This is a genomic window from Marinobacterium marisflavi (assembly GCF_982447095.1).
Map to the genome: position 1 here is coordinate 1,355,175 of NZ_OZ457898.1, position 19,278 is coordinate 1,374,452.

The following is a 19,278-nucleotide window of genomic DNA, read 5'->3' on the forward strand; positions in this document are numbered from 1 at the left end:
ATCTTTGTTGAACCCTCAGCTGCCGTGCTTCAGGTCTGCGAGCCGTTTAAGGCTGTCTGGCGATATGCTTATCGTTTGACGGAGTTAAAGCTATCACAGGGTATTTAGAGAGGGAATACCTAAGCTAAAGTCGAAAGGATACTAAAAATCAATAAGTTAGAAGGATTTTGCATTCGCATAATGCGAAGCAAAATGCGAACAAGTCTGGCGCAGAGTGATTTAAGTCAATGAAATATAAGGGGGTAAAGGTAATTAGGTGCACAAAACAATACTTGTGTCGCATCTGTCAGCAATGTTCTCAAATGCAAATTGCAATGAGTTGAATTTTTCTCATAGAGTAATTTAGATATCTGTTACTCTTTAGTGACATTTGTGGCTTTTGGGTGCTCGAGTGGGAGGCTTTGCCTAGTACGAACAGTAAAAAAGCCCCAAGCGAGACTTAGGGCTTCGTTGTGTGTCAGGCTTTTGTGTCGCGATCTGGATCAATTCACCAGCGAAAGGAACTCTGCGCGTGTGGCTGGATTTGAGCGGAAGGTACCTAGCATCATTGAGGTCTTCATCATGGCGTTCTGCTTCTCAACACCGCGCATCATCATACACATGTGCTGAGCCTCAATGACGACCCCTACGCCGAGCGCACCGGTTACTTCCTGCAGCGCTTCAGCAACCTCTTTAGTCATGTTCTCTTGAATTTGCAGGCGACGTGCGTACATATCGACGATGCGTGCAATCTTTGATAAACCAATAACCTTACCCTGCGGGATGTAGGCGACATGAGCCTTGCCGATGAAAGGCAGCATATGGTGCTCGCACATCGAGTAGATCTCGATGTTTTTGACCAAAACCATCTCAGAGTTATCTGAATCGAACAGTGCGTTATTAACAACCTCTTCGAGCGTCTGCTCGTAGCCTTTCGTCAGAAACTTCATCGCTTTGGCTGCGCGCTTGGGCGTGTCTCTGAGGCCGTCGCGTTGCAGATCTTCACCGATGGCGCTGATGATGGTTTCGTAGGCTTTTTCCACTGCTGGATTCCTCAAGGTGATTTTCGCGCACCTTACGCCAAAGCGGCTGCTAGGTAAAGATTAACGCGGATCCGACTGACGTTTTAGCAGCACATAAAGCGCGCCGCTGCCGCCATCCTGGGGTTGGGCGGAACAGAAAGCGAGTACCCCGTCTATCTGTTGTAGCCAGTCAGTTACAAAGGATTTAAGCAGCGCCGGTTTACCCGGGTCTGTGTAGGCTTTGCCGTGTACCACCAGAAGCCCCCGCAGCCCGCGACGCTTTGCATCACCAATAAAGCCGTGAAGCTCTTCGCGGGCTGCATCTACTGAGTAGCCATGTAGATCCACCCCTGCATCCCAACCTAGGTGGCCGGCTTGCATGCGCTTTAGCAGCTTCTGTTGCACGCCGGGAAGGGCGAAGAGGACGCGCTCTTCGGCACTCATTTCACGTGTCAGTGTGGAGTTGAGACCATCAACGATCAGCTCGTTCTGCTCCTGAGCTTTCTCGCGACGGTATGAGGCGGACTCGTCGTTACGACGCGCCTGTCCGGTGTGAGCACGCTCCTGCTCTAAAGGTTGGACGTCACTCAGCGCTTCGCGGAAGGCTTGTAGCTCAGAGATGTAGTCGCTTCTGCTCTTATCACTCATAGGGAAACTGGGTAAACTTAGCGGCCATTAAGGCTTCAGATACGTAAGCCGTCAATTATCGGACGATAGATGAACACAGATCAACCTAAATTGGGGCATCAGCTCCACACGGTGCGCGACTATCTGCGCTGGACACTCAGCGAGATGCAACGCCATCATGTCTACTTTGGCCATGGCCATGTCGATGCCTGGAATGAGGCGTTACAACTGGTATTCAACGCGGTGGATCTACCTTGGGATAGCTCGCTCGAGCTGCTGGATGGCCGTTTAATAGATGAAGAGAAGGTGCGTCTCGAGTCTTTTGTTTATCAGCGCTGCCTAGAGCGTCGACCGCTGCCCTACATCACCGGCGAAGCCTGGTTTATGGGACTACCTTTCAATGTGGACGAGCGTGTTCTGATTCCGCGTTCGCCGACCGCGCAGTTAATTGAGACGGGATTCCAGCCTTGGCTCGGTGATGTGGATGTAGAGCGTGTGCTGGATCTCTGCACCGGCAGCGGCTGTATAGGTATCGCCTGTGCAGCGGTATTTGATCAGGCCGAGGTGGATCTGGTGGATCTATCGACTGAGGCCTTAGATGTTGCTCAAACCAATATCGAACGACATGAGCTGAGTGATCGCGTTAGGACTGTCCAGAGCGATCTGTTCAATAATCTGGAAGGCGAGGTCTATGACCTGATCATCACTAATCCACCTTATGTTGACCAGGATGATTTAGACTCGATGCCTGCGGAATATCAGCACGAGCCTGAGCTAGCGCTGGGGTCGGGTCCGGATGGTCTGGATATCACTCGCCGTATACTGCGCGAGGCGGGTCGCCACCTCAGTGAGCAGGGGCTGTTGGTGTGTGAGGTGGGTAACTCTGAAGTTCATCTGATGCAGGCCTATCCTGAACTGCCATTGATTTGGGTAGAGCTGGAAGAGGGTGGTAATGGGGTGTTCGTTATAGATGCGCCGTCACTGCGTGCGCATGCGGATGATCTGTAATAGGTTTTAGTCGCGTCGTTCGCTGCGGTCACAACCCTTCTACAGGGGATTATGGGTCGCGTCGTTCGCTTCGCTCACAACCCTCCTGCAAGATCGGTTTTGTGGGAGGGATCCAGCGGAGCTAGGTCGCGACTCATAAATTAGGTACAATTCGCGCCGCAAGCATCGCGATAGATCGCGGCGACAACTTTTAGTTAAGGAAAGCGTTTTAATGTCCGGTAATAGCTACGGCAAACTGTTCACCCTCAGCACTTTTGGCGAGAGCCACGGCCCCGCTTTGGGCTGTGTTATTGATGGTTGTCCTCCGGGCATAGAGATTTCCGAAGCGGATCTTCAAGTTGACCTAGATCGTCGCAAGCCGGGAACCTCACGCCATACGACTCAGCGTCGTGAGCCGGATGAGGTACGCATTCTTGGTGGTGTGTTTGAGGGTAAAACCACCGGCACATCTATCGGTCTTTTAATCGAGAACACCGATCAGCGCTCCAAAGACTACTCGAACATTAAAGATAGTTTCCGTCCCGCCCACGCTGACTACACCTACCATCACAAGTACGGTATTCGTGACTACCGTGGTGGCGGCCGCTCGTCCGCGCGCGAGACTGCTATGCGTGTCGCAGCCGGTGCTATCGCCAAGAAGGTACTGGCGGCTGAAGGTATACAGATTCGCGGTTACCTATCTCAGTTGGGCCCGATCGCTATTGATCCAAGTCGTTTCGATTGGGATCAGGTTGATCAGAATCCGTTCTTTTCGCCGGATGCTCAGGCTGCAGAAGAGATGGCCGAATACATGGATGCGCTTCGTAAAGAGGGTAACTCAGTCGGTGCGAAGATCTCTGTGGTCGCTTCAGGCGTGCCCGTAGGCCTCGGTGAACCAATCTTTGATCGCCTCGATGCTGATCTGGCGCACTCACTGATGAGCATCAATGCCGTGAAAGGTGTTGAGATTGGTGATGGCTTTGCCTGTGTTGCTCAGAAAGGCACTGAGCACCGCGATGAGATGACGCCTGACGGTTTCCTTTCGAACCACGCTGGTGGTGTTTTGGGTGGTATCTCAAGCGGACAGGATATTATCGCCCATATCGCACTTAAGCCGACTTCAAGCATGCGCCTGCCCGGGCGTTCGATTGATGTGCATGGCAATCCGATCGAAGTGGTCACCAAAGGTCGTCATGATCCCTGTGTTGGTATTCGTGCAACCCCGATCGCTGAGGCGATGATGGCGTTGACGCTGGTGGACCACCTGCTGCGTCACCGCGCGCAGAATGCCAACGTTAAGGTGGATACCCCGGTACTGGGGCAGCTCTGATGCTGTGAGAGGGATCGGCGCGTAGCGCCGGTCGCGACATCCGCTTTGCGGATATACCTCCTACAACTGTATATGGTCGGGAGATAGCGCTTTGCGCTACATCCCTATTACAGAGATTTTCTTGCAAAAATAGCCCCGTTGGCTCAGTTCCTGTAAAATCTTGCGCTTTATTTTCAGCCTGTCTGACGAGTGCGAGATAGCGATGTTGAAAACCCCTTATTATCTGGTCGATAAAAGCAAACTGCTCAAGAACCTTGAGAAGATTGCCTATGTGCGTGAGCACTCAGGCGCCAAGTCTTTGTTGGCTCTTAAGTGCTTTGCGACCTGGTCGGTGTTTGATCTGATGTCTGAGTACATGGATGGCACCACCTCTTCATCGCTCTACGAGGTGAAGCTTGGTTACCAAAAGTTTGGTGGCGAGACCCACGCTTACTCGGTGGCTTACGCTGATGATGAGATTGATGAGGTGATCGCCAACTCGGATAAGATCATCTTCAACACCATCAACCAGCTTGAGCGTTTTGACGCCCAGAGTGCCAATACAACGCGTGGTCTGCGGGTTAATCCGTTGGTGAGCACCTCGGAATTCATTATTGCCGATCCGGCCCGCCCCTTCAGTCGTCTTGGCGAATGGGATCCTGAGCGTATTGAAACGGTGCTCGAAAAGATCTCGGGCTTTATGTTTCACAACAACTGTGAAAACTCAGACTTCGATCGCTTCGATGAGATGCTGACGCTTATAGAACAGAAGTTCGGCCATCTGATTGAGAAGATGAACTGGATCAGTCTCGGTGGTGGTATTCACTTTACCGGAGAGGGCTATCCGCTAGACAAATTCTGCGCGCGCCTGAAACGTTTCTCTGAACGCTTCGGTGTTCAGGTTTATCTGGAGCCAGGTGAGGCGGCCATCACCAAGAGTACAACGTTGGAAGTCACCGTGCTGGATACGCTTTACAACGGCAAGCACCTGGCGATTGTCGATAGTTCAATCGAAGCGCACATGCTGGATCTACTCATCTACCGTGAGGACGCGCGCATGACACCCTGCGATGGTGAGCACCGTTTCCAGATCTGCGGTAAGTCCTGTCTGGCTGGAGATATTTTCGGTGAATTCAATTTTGAGCAACCGCTCAAAGCGGGAGACCGTATCTCGATAGAGGATGCCGGTGGCTACACCATGGTGAAGAAAAATTGGTTCAATGGCGTGAAGATGCCGTCGATTGCAGTAAAACAGTTGGACGGTAGTGTCGAGCTGGTACGTGAATTTGGTTACGACGATTTCGTTGGGAATTTGTCGTAGCACACCCGTAGGAGCGCAGTTTGGCTGCGCGATTTTTCGGTTATCGCGCAGCTAAGCTGCGCTCCAACAGATTGAAGAGTGGATCGATCAATGCGAAAGAATGTACTAATTATTGGCGGCGGCGGTGTCGCCCAGGTGGTGGCGCATAAATGCGCCCAACACAATGATATTCTCGGTGATATCGTAATCGCTTCGCGCACCAAGTCGAAGTGTGATGCGATCATCGAGAGCGTCCGCGAAAAGGGTGCTATGAAAGTAGAGGGCAAGCTGACTGCCTACGCTCTGGACGCTATGGATACCGCAGCAACCGCGGCTCTGATTCGTGAAACGAATTCCGAGATCGTGCTAAACGTTGGCTCTGCCTTCGTTAACATGTCTGTTCTAGAAGCTTGTATTGAAACCGGTGCGGCTTACCTGGATACAGCGATCCACGAAGATCCACTGAAGATCTGTGAAGAGCCGCCTTGGTATGGCAACTACGAATGGAAACGTCGTGAGCGCTGTAAAGAGACGGGTACGACAGCGATTCTGGGCTGTGGCTTCGACCCAGGCGTGGTAAATGCCTACGCCGCACTGGCTAAAAACGAGTACTTCGACACTCTCGAGTCGGTTGATATTATCGATATCAATGCCGGCGACCATGGCCACTGGTTTGCGACAAACTTCGACCCAGAGATCAACTTCCGCGAATTCACAGGCCGCGTCTACTCGTGGCAGAACAACCAGTGGCAGACCAACCAGATGTTTGAGATCAGCCGTACTGACGACCTGCCGGTTGTAGGTGAGCGCACTTCTTACATGACCGGTCACGATGAGATCCACTCGCTCTCGGCAAACCTGGGCTGTCCGAATGTACGCTTCTGGATGGGCTTTGGTGAGCGTTACATCACTGTCTTCACTGTGCTGAAGAACCTCGGCCTGCTCTCCGAGCAGCCTATCAAAACCGCTGAGGGTCAGGATGTTGTGCCACTTAAAGTGGTTAAAGCCTGTCTGCCAGATCCTGCTTCGCTGGCGCCTAACTACACCGGTAAAACTTGTATCGGTGATCAGGTTAAGGGCACCAAAGATGGTAAAGAGCGTGAGGTCTTTATCTACAACGTGGCAGATCATAAAGATGCATACAACGAAGTGGGCAGTCAGGGTATCTCCTACACTGCCGGTGTTCCCCCTGTTGCTGCAGCGCTGCTGATCGCAACCGGTGAGTGGGACTGCAAGTCCATGGTGAATGTTGAGGAGTTGGATCCGCGTCCATTCCTGAACCACCTGAACCACATGGGTCTGCCTACTTGGATCCGTGATGAGAATGGCGAGCGTCCGCTGGATTTCTCTTAAACGCTAGATAGGGGTCGCCACCTTTTTGAGGGGGCTCCTACAGTAGGAGTGGGCGCCGCACGCAGCCCGCTCCTCTGCTGCAAAAATTCTCTTCACCAACAGATAATTTTTCTGGTTTTTTGTCAACTTTTTATCCATAGTTCGCCAAATGTGCAGTGGCGCATTTTTAACTCTCTGGAGACAGAAAAACTATGAAAAATCGGGTTTCAGGTGTGACTCTCCTGGCGGCTGCAGTGGCGGTTGCTGGAGCTTCTTATGTATCGGCTGAGCAGACTGTTAACGTCTACAACTGATCTGATTACATTGCTGAAGAGACGATCGCTAAGTTTGAAGCCGAGACCGGCATCAACGTAGTGTATGACGTCTACGACTCCAATGAAGTACTGGAAGCAAAGTTGCTAGCCGGTAAGAGCGGTTACGACGTCGCGTTCCCAACAGCGCGCCCCTTTGCCGACCGTCACATCAAGGCGGGTCTCTACCAGTCGTATGATCTTGGCAAACTTAGCGGTTACACTAATCTCGATTCGAATATTCTGCGCACGCTATCTGACATCGATCCCAAGAACGATATGTTGATCCCCTATATGTGGGGTACCACCGGCATCGGTATCAATGTCGATAAGGTGAAGGACGTGTTGGGCGAAGATGCTAAGCTCGACAGCTGGAACCTGCTGTATAATCCAGAAACTACGGCTAAGTTAGCAGCCTGTGGTGTATCTCTGATGGATGATCCAACAGAAGTGTTTGTGGCTGCGCGTGTCTACGCGGGTGCCGAGCCAAACGACTACTCAAAGGATGGTACCCAGGCGGCTGTTGATGTAGTAACGGCGGTGCGCCCGAATATTCGCTATTTCCACAGCTCGCAGTACATTAACGACCTGGCGAACGGTGATCTCTGCGTCGCTCACGGTTACAGCGGTGACATTCTGCAGGCGCGTGACCGTGCGGCAGAAGCCGATAACGGTGTGAACATCGCCTACGTCGTGCCGAGCGAAGGCGCGGTTGTCTGGACAGATGTTGCCGTGCTGTTAGCAGATGCGCCGCACCCGGCCGAAGCCCATGCGTTTGTTAACTATCTGCTGCGCCCTGAGGTAATTGCCGAAATTACCAACTATGTGGCCTACGCCAATGCCAACGCTGCCGCTGAGTCATTGGTGGATGAGGAGATCCGTGCGGACGCGGGTATCTATCCACCGGCTGAAACCCGCGCGAAGTTCATTACGCTGCAGACACCGAGTGATCGAGAAACGCGTAATGTGACTCGTGCCTGGACACGCGTTAAAACCGGTCAGTAACACCGAACGGGGAGCCCATCGGGCTCCTCTATATCTTCACTAGTCGATCACATACATGACCTATACAGCTCCCAATTCATTTGTCGATGAAGAACCAATTGTCCGTATCGAGGGTGTGACTAAAACCTTTGGTAGCACCTATGCGGTTGATGATGTCAGTTTGCAGATTTTTCGCGGTGAGTTTTTTTCGCTGCTTGGCTCTTCTGGCTGTGGCAAAACAACGCTGCTGCGAATGCTGGCGGGTTTTGAGACACCGACAGCGGGGCGCATCTATATAGATGGCAAAGACATTACGGATGTACCGCCGTATCGTCGGCCGATCAATATGATGTTTCAGTCCTATGCGCTGTTTCCGCATATGAGTGTGGTCGACAACATCGCCTTCGGCCTCAAGCAGGAGGGGATGCCAAAAGAGTCGATTAAAGAGCGAGTCGAGGAGATGTTGGACCTGGTGCAGATCTCTGCCCTGGGTGCGCGTAAGCCGCATCAGCTCTCGGGAGGTCAACGTCAGCGTGTGGCCCTAGCTCGTTCGCTGGCAAAACACCCGCGTATCCTGCTGCTGGATGAGCCTCTGGGTGCACTGGATAAGAAGCTGCGTGAACGTACGCAGTTTGAGTTGGTAAATATTCAGGAGCGTTTGGGTATCACCTTTATCGTGGTGACTCATGATCAGGAAGAGGCGATGACCATGTCCAGCCGTGTCGCTCTGATGCGTGAAGGACGTATTGAACAGATTGATACACCGCGGATGATCTATGAATTTCCGCGCTCGCGTTACGCGGCCTCATTCTTCGGCTCGATTAACCTCTTTGCCGGCGTCGTTGAGTCACAGGATGATGAGTGTATCAACATCCATAGTGACGAGGCGGGCGGGGTGCTGCGCGTCAACTATTCGCACCCAATAGCTATTGGCAGTGACGTAACGGTTGCTGTGCGTCCAGAGAAGTTGCGTCTGCTCCCTGAGTCGAGCGGGCAGCCGAACAGCGTGGAGGGGGTTATTGAGGAGATCGCCTACCTCGGTGATGTTTCCATTTATCACGTGGATCTGGGCTCGGGTAAGCGCATTCAATTTACTCAACCGAACACTCAAGCGCTGGCAGAACAGCCGCTCGACTGGGGTCAAAGAGTAACGCTGAGTTGGCAGCCACAAGCGGCTGGAGTTCTTACCGAATGAGCGGGCTGAGTTCAAAAGTGAACTGGGGACGCTTCGGTATAGCCGCGCTTCCCTGGTTTTGGCTCGGCCTCTTTTTTGTTTTGCCATTTCTGTTTGTATTGAAGATCAGCCTGGCAGAGCCGCAGTTGGCGCAGCCGCCCTATATGGATCTTATTCGCGAGTTCGAAGATGGCATCATGACGCTGGTTATTAATTTTGGTAACTACCAGCTTCTGCTTGAAGATTCATTGTATATCAATGCGTTGCTTGGATCTATTAAAGTAGCGGCCATCTCTACACTGCTGGCTATTCTGGTGGGATACCCGATGGCCTACGGTATTGCGCGTGCACCGACGCACTGGCGTCTGCCGTTACTTATGCTGATCATCCTGCCTTTCTGGACCAGTTTCCTCATACGCGTTTACGCCTGGATCGGTATCCTCAAGAACAACGGTTTGCTGAATCAGTTTCTCATGTGGACGGGGCTGATTGATGCACCGATCGATATTCTTTACACGCAGACGGCGGTCTACATCGGTATTGTCTACTCCTACTTGCCGTTTATTGTGTTACCGCTCTATGCCACTCTCGTGCGACTGGATCAGTCGCTGTTGGAGGCGGCGGCTGACCTGGGTTGTCCGCCTATTAAGCAGTTTCTGCTGATCACGTTACCGCTGTCGCTACCCGGCCTTATTGCAGGGTCTATGCTGGTGTTTATCCCAGTGATGGGTGAATTTGTTATCCCAGACCTTCTGGGCGGACCGAACACCTTGATGATTGGCAAGTTGATGTGGACGGAGTTCTTTGCCAATAAAGACTGGCCGCTGGCATCGGCTTTGGCAGCTGTGCTGTTGGTCGTTTTGATCATACCCTTTGTGTTGCTGCGCCACATGGAGCAACGCTCTGAGGAGGTGGAGTGATGTTTAAGCGCTCGCCCTTCCTCTTCAGTGCACTGGTGCTGGGGTACGCCTTCCTCTATGGCCCGATTCTCAGTCTAATCATCTACTCGTTTAACGAGAGCCGCCTGGTAACCGTCTGGGCGGGTTTCAGTACCAAGTGGTATGGCGAGTTGTTACAGAATGATCAAGTCCTTGAAGCGGCGTGGTTGAGCATCAAAATTGGTGCGATGAATGCCAGTATTGCAACGATGCTCGGAACCCTGACCGCGATAGTTTTGGTTCGATTTAGGCGCAGCAAAATGCGCTCGTCTTTGGATGCCCTGGTAGCAGCTCCTCTGGTTATGCCTGAGGTGATAATTGGTCTTTCTTTACTACTGCTGTTTATATCAATGGAGCAGTTAATCGGTTGGCCAAACGGCCGTGGCACGACTACTATCACGCTGGCGCACGCAACATTCTCCATGGCCTACGTAACGGTTGTCGTCCGCAGCCGTCTAGCACATATGGATCAGTCTCTCGAGGAGGCTGCGATGGACCTGGGGGCGCACCCGTTCAAGGTGTTTTTCCTTATCACCTTGCCAATCATATCGCCGGCACTGCTGGCGGGTTGGCTTCTTGCTTTCACTCTATCTATGGATGATCTCATCGTCGCAAGCTTTGTGTCAGGACCCGGCTCAACGACCCTGCCTATGGTGGTCTACTCGAGTGTGCGTTTAGGGGTTAGTCCTGAGATCAATGCATTAGCGACCATAATGGTGGGTATCGTGAGTATCGCCGTGTTGGTTGCTGGCCGGATCATATATCTGCAGGAGAAACGCGGCTAATCTGTGCTGACGCCATAGCTTTGTAGTAAAACAGTTACCCTGCTTCAGGCGGGCGCTGCGGCGAAACTATCCTGTGTCATCAACGTAATGGCCGGCCAGGAGTGGGTGCCATCGGCGTAGACTGTGAATGAGAACATCTGTCTGTCGTTACCAGGATTTGGCAACTCAGTATCACGCAACTGATGAAGGTAGCCTGCGAGCATTTGCGGCAGCGCTGTTCGTACTTTGGCTGAGGCCGTCGGCCAGAGGGCGCGGCTTATCATCTGTTCATCAACCGTCTTGGACTCAAGGCGGGCCCGATGTAAGTGGTGAGAGCAGATCTCTACTAGGTGAATAACCCGTGTACGCGTATCGATTATCTGACAACAGCCGTAATTGCCGACGGTGGGGGCCGGGTGGTTAAACGTACGCCAACGATTTACCGATAATTGAGACATCCCGTTCACCTCGAATAGAAGGGCTGTTTTCATAACATATGTTACTTCCATGTAACATAAACGGTAATTTAGCCCTGAATGTCCCAACTGTCTATTCGAAATTATTCATACAGCCGCCGCGCTGTTTGTTGGTATGCATATTGCATATAGCATATAGCACATAAGCGTTAATATAACTCGCTGTTTGTTAATTAACAAACCCAAACACGACTCAAAAGAGATATGTTCGCCCCGTGAAATCTGCTCTCAAACACACTGCTCTTATTCTGCTAGCCAATCTACTGTGCTGGCCCCTGTTGGCTAAGGCAGACCAGAATGTACTGATCCTATCAAGTGTAAACAGACTTGTTCCCTGGCAGGGTAGTCTGGAGCGTGGAGTTCTCGAACGGGCTCAAGAGATAAGGTTTAACGCGCCCCGTACGGAGCACGCCGAGCTCTACTTTGCGTCCGTGGATTGGTTTCGCAAAGTGCCAGAGCGGAGTCTCGAGGAGATAGCCGAGGATGTAATCGATGACTTCGAAGGGCTGGCCTTCGACAAGGTGATTGTGATTGGTCAGCCGGCATCTCATGTTTTTGAACTTGCACAGCAAGGGTTGGGCAATCCTGCAGCAGAGTATGTGGATACCCAATGGCGCTCCAGCTATGGTCTGGATAGTGAGGTGTTACGCCAGCCTGAACGTGTGTATCAGTCCTTGAGAGAGATTTATCCCTCGATACAGCGGCTAATCTATTTGGGGAATAATACTCATAGTTATCAAGATGAGGTCAGCTTTGATACAAGGTCAGACATTGAATTCGTAGCGCGCAGCGAGTTTGATAGCCACGATGAGTGGGATGCGCTGCTATCTGAGGTTGGTACGGGTGACCTGCTACTGATTGACTCTAGCCTGATGCGCATCGGTACTGATTTACACTTTCCCTACCAGACTGTGGCGGAGGTCGGCGCGACCACTGATGTGCCGATACTGGTAACCCAGTCTCCGATGCTGGAGTTAGACGGGGTTTTGGGTGGCCTTGTACTCGACAGCTACCAGCTCGGCCGTGCGCTTGCTGATATTGCGGAGGGCCAGACGCCTGATCTGAGTCTTCTACGCCAACATGTTTATAACTATTCTGAGCTTGAGCGCTTTGGACTGAATGTTGCGGGGTTGACCGGCGGTGCTGAAATACGCGGTGAGCCTGTTGTTGCGATTTCGACTGAGCAGCTCCAAGGTTATGTTGCGTTGGGTCTAATCCTTTTAGGCGCTTTTATACTTGCCTGGCTTTGTCGCGAACGCTCTCGTAATCGCAAACTGTCAGAGGCTTACGCACAGAATAGAGAATTCTATGCTGAGTTAAAGCAACGTGAGCGCAATGCGGGCCTCGCCTTGGATGCAGCCCAGATAGCCTATTATGCCTACGATCACAGTACAGGCGTGTTTCAACCGGATCAGCGCTTTAAGCGGCTCTATGGTGCGGGTGAAGAGGCTGGCTTTGACTTTTCAGATTTGGAGCAGCAGATACATCCCGAAGATCGAGCAAGGGTGATCGCGTTTCGAGAGCAGGCCTATGAGCAGCTCAATTTGGACGAAGAGTTTAGCGTCAACTACCGTATCCGGCCGAACGGTGGTCAAGAATACGTCTGGCTAAAGGCCTTTGCTCGCCAGTATAAAATTGATGATCAGTATCGGACGCTCGGTTGTATCTTCAGTATCGATGCTGAGATGCGAGCGCAACTAAGATACGAGCAGGTCTATCAGCATCTAAAAGCCGCTTGCCAGATGTGCGGGCTCTATCTCCTTGAGACGAACCTAGATTCGGGTGAGGTTCGCCACATTATCAGTCCGATCCAAGATCAGAAGCTTAATTTCACGAATCAATCGTTTATTCGTTGCGTCGATCCGTCGTATCGACACGCAGTAATAGAGGCTCAAAACAAACTCGGTGTTGCGGTGGAGTTTCCGCTGCTTTGTCCGGATTGGGACGCGCCTCGCTGGACACTAGACCAAGTTGTACAGCGCTGGATTGACGACAATGGACAGCAGCACATTATTATTTTAAGTCAGGATATCGATGAGTCTCACCGCGCCAAGCAAGCTGTGGCTGATGCGAGAAATGAAGCTCAACGTGCGCTGCTCGATCTGGAGAGAACCACTGCACAGGGGGGTATCGCACTGATGCGACACGACCTTGCCACTGACCTTCTGAGTGTCAATGACGTGTTCCGTCGTCTGTTTGATTTCCCTCAAGCTGAATACCCAAGCATTAGCTTTGCTGATTTTTGCAACCGTTTCCCGGCCAAGAGCCGGGAACAGCAGACTGCCAAGGCAGTTCAAGCGCGCTTTGACGGTGAATTAAATATTGCTGCTGCGTACTTTGAGCTTCGCGATGGCAGTAAAAGCTGGGTACGTGTGCAGCTCAAAACAGTCTTCACCGAAGGGGAGCCCACTCTTGTTGTCGGTAGCTTTGTGGATATCAGCGAGTTGCAAAAACTCTCTGGCAAGCTTAAGAAGATTGCAGGGCAGCGCCAAGCTGCTCTGGAGAGTCTGGAGCGCCGCCAGCAAGCGTAGCAGCAGATGTTTGCAGTTATCGGGCATGAGCTGCGCACACCAGCTGCTACGCTGAGTATGTTGCTGGACTCGCAGCGAGCTGAGCTAACTGACGAGGAGTTTAGGGCGCTGCCCTACGCCAAGGACATCGACGCCACGGCAAAGCATCTGATGGATGTGTTGGATGATTTACGAGCGGTTGTTGAGCCCCAGAGTATCAATTTCCGTACACGCAATAATGCCACTCCGCTGGATGTGGTTGAGGGGTGCCTAACGCCCCTTCGTGATCGACTGAAAACAGCTAATCTCCGGGTGCAGATTAATTCGGTTCAGGGAGCTGCTGAGCCGTTTTCATTTGATGCCAAAGGTATGCGACAGATCATCACCAACCTAGTTAAGAATGCTGCGATTCACTCCGGCGCATCAGAGTTGAAGCTGGGTCTGCTGCTCGAGCTTAATGATGAAGCCCAAAAGCAGTTGCGGGTTGAGCTGGAGGACAACGGTAAGGGTATTCCTCGGGAGCAGTGGGAATCGATCTTTGAGCCGTTTGCGCGGGGTCTGAGTTTTCACTGCGGTTTTAGCTACAGCCTAGCGAAATTTTCTTGCCCATGACTTACACTGCGCCACTGAATTAGAACGGAGAGTGGTGCTGTGGCAGAGTTGCTGTGGTGGGAGTATCTGGCCATTGGCCTGATTTTTATCTGGAGCGGTTTTGTTCGCACCGGTTTAGGATTTGGTGGCGCTGTCCTCGCGTTGCCCTTTTTACTGCTCGTTATTGATGACCCACTGATCTTTCTTCCGATTATCTCTGTGCATCTTTTGGTGTTCTCAAGCTGGATCGCCGTGCGTGGTCATCGTAAAAATGGCGGTCAGAGCACCGTAGATTGGGCTTATCTGCGCAAATCTCTCAAAGTGATGATCATTCCTAAGATCATTGGGGTTTTGGGTCTGCTCACACTCTCTAGTGAAGTGATGTCTGCGATCATTTTGCTGATCGTGAGCGTCTACTCTGTAGGATATATCCTCAACCGACCCTTCCGCAGTTCGCGGCCGTGGATGGATAACATCTTCCTGATGCTCGGCGGTTATGTCAGCGGTACTTCTCTGATTGCAGCGCCGTTGGTTATTTCAGTATTCAGCACCCATGTGGCGCGCGAGAAGCTGCGCGATACGCTGTTCGTACTCTGGTTTATTCTGGTGACCATTAAGATGGCCTCCTTTGTCATTGCAGGGGTCGACCTGCAACTTGAAGCGCAACTCTGGCTATTCCCTTGTGCGTTGATCGGCCATTTCCTCGGGCAGATGCTGCACAACTATTTGCAACAGACCGATCCGATTAAGTTTTACCGGATACTCGGGACGGTACTGCTACTGATTTCGGTTGTCGGTATCACCAGAACCTTTTTGGCTTAGTCGCTATAGACTTTGTGCACTCGGCGGGTAATGCCGGTGAAGAGTGTGTAAGGGATGGTGTTGGCCCAGGGTGCGAGTTCCCCGGCGAGCAGCTGGCGACCGAAGAGCTCTACCGGTGTGCCAATGTTCGCCGCTGGGATATCGGTAAGATCAACGGTAATCATATCCATTGAGACACGACCGACTAGTTTTGTTCGCATTCCGCCAACCACAACCGGCGCGCCTGAACGAATTTGGCGCGGGTAGCCGTCGGCATAACCGATTGCTACGGTACCGATGCGTGTGGGTCTGTCTGCTGTCCAGCTTGCCCCATATCCGACTGACTCCCCAGCAGATATCGTCCGCACGGCGATCACTTCCGATTTGAGCGTCATCGCGGGCAGTAGGCGATCTGCATCTTCCTGTGGAGCCTCATACGGCGAGGCTCCGTAGAGCATCAAGCCGGGGCGAATCCAGTCGCTGTTCACGGTTGGCCAGCCGAGTATGGCCGCCGAGTTTGATAGACTGGTGGCGAATTGGGTGTTGCCGGCCAAGCGTTCGAAGAGGCGGCGCTGCTCAATAGTGGTACCAGCGGCGAGGTCATCAGCACAGGAAAAGTGTCCCATCAGTGTAATATTGCGTACGCACTTCAGGGCGCCAAGACGGCTTAAAGCCGTTTTCGTCTGAGACGGGGACAAGCCCAGTCGGTGCATACCGATATCTATCTTTACCCAGATATCGAACGTGCCTACTCCGTTGTATGCGGCGAGTGCTTCGATTTGTGAGTGTGTGTGTACCACGCAGCTCAGCGCGTGCTCACTGATAAGTGGGAGTTCGTTTGCGTCGAAAAAACCTTCAAGCAGTAGAATAGGCTTGCGGATGCCCGCTTCTCTCAGTTCAATCGCCTCCTCAATAGCAGCAACTGCAAAGCCGTCGGCTTCGGCTTCAAGCCCTTGCGCAACTTTAACTGCACCATGACCATAGGCATCGGCTTTGATCACAGCGAGGGCTTGGCTGTTGGGCGCGAGACTCTTCGCTAACTGGTAATTCTGGCGAATGGCGCTCAGGTCGATCTGGGCTGTTGTGGGGCGGGCCATTGAGGTCTCCGAGGCGTTGCTGTTGACGGGAAGAATAACGGTTAAAACACTGTAGTGCGAGTGCAATAGGGCGATCTATTTGTGCTCTCGACTCTGTACGAGCGGTGTAGCGCGCAGCGCTATTTCGCGATCGATCTATAGTCGAGCACTGGTCTTTGAGTACCGTGCTCGTCCAGATAAAGTGAGCCGCCACCCCCAGACTGAAGAACCGACCTATTCATTTAGCTCCTATCTGTTGAAAATACTCATTTAAAAAATCGCCTCTTAACAGAGAATTTTACGGAAATTCAGCAAATTAGCGCTCTGAGCACTCGCATTGGTTGAGAGCTTTCTATACTTTTGGACTCCTGATTTGCCTGAACTCTGTAAGGATTATTGATGTCGCACTGGTCACTTGATAGCTGGCGCAATCGCCCGGTTAAACAACTCCCAACTTACCCCGATTCTCAAGCCTTAGCTGACGTTGAGCGTCAGCTCAGCGCACTGCCGCCGTTAGTGTTCGCTGGCGAGATTCGTTCGCTTAAATCCGAGTTGGCTCGCGTTGCGCGGGGCGAAGCCTTTTTACTGCAGGGCGGAGATTGTGCCGAGAGTTTTGCCGAGTTCAGTGCAGATAAGATTCGTGACACCTTCAAGCTGCTGATGCAGATGGCTGTAGTGATGGCGTTCTCGGGTAGTTGCCCTGTTGTTAAAGTTGGGCGTATTGCAGGTCAGTTCGCAAAACCACGCTCGGCCGATACCGAGACGGTGGATGGTGTGGAGCTGCCCAGTTACCGTGGCGATAACATCAACTCGGTAGAGTTCACCGCCGAGGCGCGCGTGCCGGACCCACAGCGTATGTTGGCAGCTTATCACCAGTCATCGTCAACCCTAAACTTGCTGCGTGCCTTTTCGCGCGGGGGCTTTGCTGATCTGCATCGTGTACATCAGTGGAACCTGGGTTTTGTGTCGCAGTCGCCCGCTCATCAGAAGTATGAAGCGCTCGGTGAGCAGATTGATCAAGCGTTGGCGTTCATGGCGGCCTGTGGTTTGACGTCTGAGAACACACCGCAGCTCTCGGAGACCACGCTTTATACGTCCCACGAGGCACTGTTACTACCTTACGAAGAGGCGTTGACTCGTCAAGATAGCCTGACTGGTGGCTGGTACGACTGTTCCGCACATATGCTCTGGATTGGCGACCGTACCCGTCAGCCAGATCATGCGCATGTCGAGTTTCTACGTGGCGTGCAGAACCCAATCGGTATTAAAGTGGGGCCTACTACTGATGCAGATGATCTGCGTCGACTGTTAGATATTCTTAATCCGATGAATGAGCTGGGTCGCATCAATCTGATTGCCCGCATGGGCGCTGAAAAGATCGGTGACTACCTGCCGCAGCTAGTCGGTTTGGTGCGCGATATGGGGTCGCAGGTGGCCTGGAGCAGTGACCCGATGCACGGCAATACGGTGAAGGCGAGCAGTGGTTACAAAACCCGTTCGGTCGAAGCAATTCTTAGCGAGGTGAAATCCTTCTTCGAGATCCATCAGGCTGAGGGAACTCACGCCGGTGGTGTGCACTTTGAGATGACCGGTAACCATGTTACCGAGTGTGTCGGCGGTGCTTATCAGATTACCGAAGCGGCGCTTGCGGAGCGTTATGTGACTCAGTGTGATCCACGTTTGAACGCAGACCAGTCGCTCGAATTGGCCTTTCTAATTGCAGATACGCTCAAGGCAGCACGTAAATAAGATGCGAAAAGCGACGCGTTATGCGTCGCATTTTGCAAGTATTGTAAGGGTCTAAACAGTCGCTTACGGCGTCTTAGTTGACTTAACGGGTGTTGTGCGACAAATTCGGGCTTCAATTTTCGCTGCGACTGGACTCCTCAAATGCTCTTCACCCGTTTGGCGACTTTCTATTTTTTCTTCTTTTCGCTGCTCGGGCTGGTCGTACCCTTTTTCTCTCCCTATCTCGAGTCGATCGGCATGACCGCCGTGCAGATCGGCTACCTCTTGGGAGCTTTTCATCTTTCGAGGCTCTACGCTCCCGGAATCTGGGGCTACATCGGTGATCGTTTCGGTCACCGTTTGTTGATAGTGCGTCTGGGTGCTCTTGGTGGGCTGCTGAGTGTGATGCTGATACCGGGCCAGACAGAGTTTCTGGCGCTCTGGCTCTGTATGTTGCTCTACTCGTTTTTCTGGAACGCGATCCTGCCGCAGTTTGAGGTGATTACGCTGCAGCATCTGGCCAAGCGCTCGAACGAGTATGGGCGTGTGCGGCTCTGGGGCTCGGTCGGGTTCATTATTGCAGTACTAGTGGGCGGTGAGCTGTTTATCGGTGAGGGTGTCTCAGATGTGCCCTACAGCTTTGTGGCTGCGATGGTGCTGATTCTGCTGGCCTCGTTTTGGGTGCCAGACTCAAAAGTAGAGCGGGGTCGAGAGCGTCCGGCTTCGGGCTTGATCCGTGCGACGATGAAACGCCCCGAAGTGATTCGCTTCTTCCTGATGATCTTTCTTGTGCAGATGGCTCATGGGCCGTACAACGGCTTTTACACGCTGCTATTACAGCGGTTTGAGTATGATGGCACGGCAATCGGCTGGCTCTGGTCGTTGGGTGTCATTGCCGAAATCGTTCTCTTTGGTGTGTTGCACAAGCTCTGGAATCGCTTTGGCTTCGAGCAGGTGCTGATCGCCTCGATCATGCTCGGAATCCTGCGTTGGCTACTGTTGGCCTTTATGCCGGATCATCTCTGGGCACTGGTCGTTGCACAACTGCTTCATGCTGCAAGTTTTGCTGTGGTGCTAGCCAGCGGCATACGTTTTGTGCAGGAGATTTTTCCGGCAGGCAGTGAGGGGCGAGGACAGGCGTTACACTCTACCCTAGGCTTCGGTTTAGGCGGGGTTGTGGGGAGCGTTGCTGCGGGTTATCTCTGGCAAGATCTGGGGAGTGAGCTGGCCTATATCTTTGCTGCAGGCGCGAGTTTTATCGCGCTTCTACTCGTTTGGCGCGTGCAAATTCTTGGAAAAGCGCAGCAAAATAGTTAAAACGGCTCTGTTGCGCTGCAAAATAATTGGTGTATTCTGCGTAGAGAGTTAG

17 protein-coding genes are annotated in these 19,278 nt (G+C 52.4%); 13 read left to right on the forward strand and 4 right to left on the reverse strand.

All coding sequences use genetic code 11. From position 1 onward, the window contains the following. Window positions 1-482: 482 nt before the first annotated feature. Together folE and AC1WNR_RS06750 are read right to left on the reverse strand one after the other, a co-directional pair. A complete protein-coding gene (gene folE / locus AC1WNR_RS06745; RefSeq protein WP_481643750.1) occupies window positions 483-1,022 on the reverse strand; it encodes a GTP cyclohydrolase I FolE in 540 nt (179 codons plus the stop codon). Between the two features lie 60 nt (window positions 1,023-1,082). After that, window positions 1,083-1,649 (reverse strand): Smr/MutS family protein, encoded by a 567-nt coding sequence (locus tag AC1WNR_RS06750; protein ID WP_481643751.1) that lies wholly within the window; start codon window positions 1,647-1,649, stop codon window positions 1,083-1,085. 69 nt (window positions 1,650-1,718) lie between these two features. On the opposite strand from AC1WNR_RS06750, the gene prmB reads away from it, so the two are divergent. From prmB to AC1WNR_RS06790, 8 genes are all read left to right on the forward strand, one after another. After that, window positions 1,719-2,636, forward strand: a complete 918-nt coding sequence (prmB, locus tag AC1WNR_RS06755; protein WP_481643752.1) for a 50S ribosomal protein L3 N(5)-glutamine methyltransferase — start codon at window positions 1,719-1,721, stop codon at window positions 2,634-2,636. 211 nt (window positions 2,637-2,847) lie between these two features. After that, the gene (gene aroC, locus AC1WNR_RS06760; RefSeq protein ID WP_481643753.1) at window positions 2,848-3,945 is read left to right on the forward strand and encodes a chorismate synthase; all 1,098 of its coding nucleotides are present in this window, start codon (window positions 2,848-2,850) and stop codon (window positions 3,943-3,945) included. 202 nt (window positions 3,946-4,147) lie between these two features. Then, window positions 4,148-5,245, forward strand: a complete 1,098-nt coding sequence (gene nspC, locus AC1WNR_RS06765; protein WP_481643754.1) for a carboxynorspermidine decarboxylase — start codon at window positions 4,148-4,150, stop codon at window positions 5,243-5,245. A 90-nt stretch (window positions 5,246-5,335) separates the two neighbouring features. Next, a complete protein-coding gene (locus tag AC1WNR_RS06770) occupies window positions 5,336-6,577 on the forward strand; it encodes a saccharopine dehydrogenase family protein (protein WP_481643755.1) in 1,242 nt (413 codons plus the stop codon). A 317-nt stretch (window positions 6,578-6,894) separates the two neighbouring features. Then, window positions 6,895-7,872 carry an extracellular solute-binding protein gene (locus AC1WNR_RS06775; RefSeq protein ID WP_481645372.1) on the forward strand — a complete coding sequence of 326 codons (978 nt, stop codon included), beginning with the start codon at window positions 6,895-6,897 and terminating at the stop codon, window positions 7,870-7,872. A gap of 55 nt (window positions 7,873-7,927) precedes the next feature. Further along, complete coding sequence (locus AC1WNR_RS06780) at window positions 7,928-9,046, forward strand: ABC transporter ATP-binding protein (RefSeq protein ID WP_481643756.1); 1,119 nt, start codon at window positions 7,928-7,930, stop codon at window positions 9,044-9,046. After that, entirely contained in the window at window positions 9,043-9,945 is a 903-nt protein-coding gene (locus AC1WNR_RS06785) for an ABC transporter permease subunit (RefSeq protein WP_481643757.1), read from the forward strand. Before AC1WNR_RS06780 ends, AC1WNR_RS06785 begins: the two co-directional genes overlap by 4 nt. Continuing rightward, complete coding sequence (locus tag AC1WNR_RS06790; protein WP_481643758.1) at window positions 9,945-10,748, forward strand: ABC transporter permease subunit; 804 nt, start codon at window positions 9,945-9,947, stop codon at window positions 10,746-10,748. Before AC1WNR_RS06785 ends, AC1WNR_RS06790 begins: the two co-directional genes overlap by 1 nt. A gap of 44 nt (window positions 10,749-10,792) precedes the next feature. Here the strand turns inward: AC1WNR_RS06790 and AC1WNR_RS06795 are convergent, their stop codons facing one another. Then, the gene (locus tag AC1WNR_RS06795) at window positions 10,793-11,218 is read right to left on the reverse strand and encodes a hypothetical protein (RefSeq protein ID WP_481643759.1); all 426 of its coding nucleotides are present in this window, start codon (window positions 11,216-11,218) and stop codon (window positions 10,793-10,795) included. Window positions 11,219-11,418: 200 nt separating this feature from the next. Between AC1WNR_RS06795 and AC1WNR_RS06800 the strand changes: the two genes are divergently transcribed. Genes AC1WNR_RS06800 through AC1WNR_RS06810 form a run of 3 tightly spaced genes read left to right on the forward strand, consistent with a single transcriptional unit; the run spans window position 11,419 to window position 15,126 of the window. Further along, entirely contained in the window at window positions 11,419-13,734 is a 2,316-nt protein-coding gene (locus AC1WNR_RS06800) for a PAS domain-containing protein (protein WP_481643760.1), read from the forward strand. A gap of 6 nt (window positions 13,735-13,740) precedes the next feature. Then, window positions 13,741-14,325, forward strand: coding sequence for a sensor histidine kinase (locus tag AC1WNR_RS06805; protein ID WP_481643761.1), 585 nt, complete (start codon window positions 13,741-13,743; stop codon window positions 14,323-14,325). Window positions 14,326-14,364: 39 nt separating this feature from the next. Next, complete coding sequence (locus tag AC1WNR_RS06810) at window positions 14,365-15,126, forward strand: TSUP family transporter (RefSeq protein WP_481643762.1); 762 nt, start codon at window positions 14,365-14,367, stop codon at window positions 15,124-15,126. Here AC1WNR_RS06810 and alr read toward each other — a convergent pair. Next, entirely contained in the window at window positions 15,123-16,202 is a 1,080-nt protein-coding gene (alr, locus tag AC1WNR_RS06815; protein ID WP_481643763.1) for an alanine racemase, read from the reverse strand. The two genes, AC1WNR_RS06810 and alr, sit on opposite strands and share 4 nt — an antisense overlap. Before the next feature lie 378 nt (window positions 16,203-16,580). Here alr and AC1WNR_RS06820 point away from each other — a divergent pair, with 378 nt between their 5' ends. Both AC1WNR_RS06820 and AC1WNR_RS06825 read left to right on the forward strand, forming a co-directional pair. Then, the gene (locus tag AC1WNR_RS06820) at window positions 16,581-17,930 is read left to right on the forward strand and encodes a class II 3-deoxy-7-phosphoheptulonate synthase (protein WP_481643764.1); all 1,350 of its coding nucleotides are present in this window, start codon (window positions 16,581-16,583) and stop codon (window positions 17,928-17,930) included. Between the two features lie 141 nt (window positions 17,931-18,071). Further along, window positions 18,072-19,226, forward strand: a complete 1,155-nt coding sequence (locus AC1WNR_RS06825) for an MFS transporter (RefSeq protein WP_481643765.1) — start codon at window positions 18,072-18,074, stop codon at window positions 19,224-19,226. Window positions 19,227-19,278: the final 52 nt, after the last annotated feature.

Excerpts from the sequence above, each read along its gene's own strand:
- AC1WNR_RS06750 (WP_481643751.1), bottom strand. The coding sequence starts at position 1,649 with ATGAGTGATAAGAGCAGAAGCGACTACATCTCTGAGCTACAAGCCTTC.
- prmB (WP_481643752.1), top strand. The coding sequence starts at position 1,719 with ATGAACACAGATCAACCTAAATTGGGGCATCAGCTCCACACGGTGCGC.
- aroC (WP_481643753.1), top strand. The coding sequence starts at position 2,848 with ATGTCCGGTAATAGCTACGGCAAACTGTTCACCCTCAGCACTTTTGGC.
- nspC (WP_481643754.1), top strand. The coding sequence starts at position 4,148 with ATGTTGAAAACCCCTTATTATCTGGTCGATAAAAGCAAACTGCTCAAG.
- AC1WNR_RS06770 (WP_481643755.1), top strand. The coding sequence starts at position 5,336 with ATGCGAAAGAATGTACTAATTATTGGCGGCGGCGGTGTCGCCCAGGTG.
- AC1WNR_RS06780 (WP_481643756.1), top strand. The coding sequence starts at position 7,928 with ATGACCTATACAGCTCCCAATTCATTTGTCGATGAAGAACCAATTGTC.
- AC1WNR_RS06785 (WP_481643757.1), top strand. The coding sequence starts at position 9,043 with ATGAGCGGGCTGAGTTCAAAAGTGAACTGGGGACGCTTCGGTATAGCC.
- AC1WNR_RS06790 (WP_481643758.1), top strand. The coding sequence starts at position 9,945 with ATGTTTAAGCGCTCGCCCTTCCTCTTCAGTGCACTGGTGCTGGGGTAC.
- AC1WNR_RS06795 (WP_481643759.1), bottom strand. The coding sequence starts at position 11,218 with ATGAAAACAGCCCTTCTATTCGAGGTGAACGGGATGTCTCAATTATCG.
- AC1WNR_RS06805 (WP_481643761.1), top strand. The coding sequence starts at position 13,741 with ATGTTTGCAGTTATCGGGCATGAGCTGCGCACACCAGCTGCTACGCTG.
- alr (WP_481643763.1), bottom strand. The coding sequence starts at position 16,202 with ATGGCCCGCCCCACAACAGCCCAGATCGACCTGAGCGCCATTCGCCAG.
- AC1WNR_RS06820 (WP_481643764.1), top strand. The coding sequence starts at position 16,581 with ATGTCGCACTGGTCACTTGATAGCTGGCGCAATCGCCCGGTTAAACAA.
- AC1WNR_RS06825 (WP_481643765.1), top strand. The coding sequence starts at position 18,072 with ATGCTCTTCACCCGTTTGGCGACTTTCTATTTTTTCTTCTTTTCGCTG.